Below are 1,448 nucleotides of genomic sequence, written 5' to 3'. Positions count from 1 at the left end.
GGCTCTTCAGAATTGAGAGTGTAGTTTCGGTCTGAATCCTCCGGATTCCAGGAGGGATCTGGCGATGTAGTTGGTGAGGTTGCGGAAGCCGAGGGCGGAGCCGCGGAGGTGCTCGAGCCGGCCGTTAATGGCTTCGGTGGGGCCGTTCGAAGTGCCGGGTCGCTCAAAGTAGGCCAGCACGTCCTGGGCCCGGCGTTTGAGGGTGCGCCCGAGGGTTCTGAGCTCGGTCAACGCGGTCGGGACGCCGCTGCTGAGGGAGTCGATCACGGCTTGCATCATCACCCGCCCTTTGGTCCGGTCTGGTTCCCGATAGGCGGCAACCATGCGCTGGTAGGCGCCCCAGCTTGCTTCGACCTCAATATGGGTTTCGGTGGAGAACAGAGTTTCCAGGCGTGTGAGTTGTTTCTCGGTGAGCAGGTCAGCGCCTGTGTGGAGGGTCCGGCGGGCCGAATACAGCGGGTCCCCGGCCCGTCCGCGGTGCCCGCAACTCTGCTGCTGAACCCGCCGGCGGCAATTGTCCAGGGCATCCCCGGCCAGCCGGATGACATGGAACGGGTCCATGACCGGGACCGCGGCCGGGAGTTCCTCGGCAGCAGCGCTCTTGAACCCGGAGAACCCGTCCATGGCCACGACCTCAACCCCGTCCCGCCAGTGTTGGGGGCGTTCCTGCAGCCAGGTCGCGAAGACCTGTTTCGAGCGGCCCTCGACCATGTCCAGCAGGCGGGAAGGGCCGGTGCCGTCCCTGATCGGGGTCAGGTCAATGATGACGGTGACGTACTTGTCTCCGCGGCGGGTGTGCCGCCAGACATGTTCATCAACACCAATGACTTTCGCACCGTCGAAGCGGTGCGGATCATCGATCAAGACTCTCCGTCCTTCGGCCAGGACGGCCTTGTTCGCGGTATTCCAGGTGACGCCGAGTCCTTCCGCGATCCGGGCGACCGTGAGGTGCTGGCAGACGATGCCTTCCAACGCCCAACGCAGCCCGCGGCGGGAGAGTTTCGCCCGCGGCTCGGCAGCCCTGGAAGTGTCCTGCCGCCACACGTGCCCGCACCCCGTGCAGCGGTATCGGCGGATACTCACCAGCAGCGTGGTGGGGCGCCACCCGAACGGTTCATGGCCCAGCCGGCGGGTCACCGTGTCCCGGGGAACGCCCTGGCACCCGCACTTCCGGCACCAGTCATCAGGATCAACAACACGGCAGGCAAGGACGGCACGATCCGGGCGCACATACTGCCCGGTCACTTCGAGTCCGAGTCCGTCGAGGCGGCAGAATGTGGTCAGGTCAGGGCATTGGAAGGTAGCGTTGATCACGAGGGCCTTGCGGTAGAAAAATCACGATCTAGACAATCCGATTCTCTCCCAAGGCCCTCACCTCAGCCGAAACAACCTCCCGCCCCGGACTCCTCACGCGGCAACGCTGAATACACTCTCAATTCTGAAGAGCC

Annotated in this window: 1 protein-coding gene; it reads right to left on the bottom strand. The window is 64.6% G+C overall.

The genetic code is table 11. From position 1 onward, the window contains the following. Window positions 1–6 precede the first annotated feature (6 nt). Entirely contained in the window at window positions 7–1,314 is a 1,308-nt protein-coding gene (locus ABIB14_RS18670; RefSeq protein WP_354237389.1) for an ISL3 family transposase, read from the bottom strand. Window positions 1,315–1,448 lie beyond the last annotated feature (134 nt).

Source organism: Arthrobacter sp. UYEF3 (genome assembly GCF_040546245.1).
GTDB lineage: Bacteria > Actinomycetota > Actinomycetes > Actinomycetales > Micrococcaceae > Arthrobacter.
This window is presented reverse-complemented; position numbering and strand designations above follow the sequence as displayed.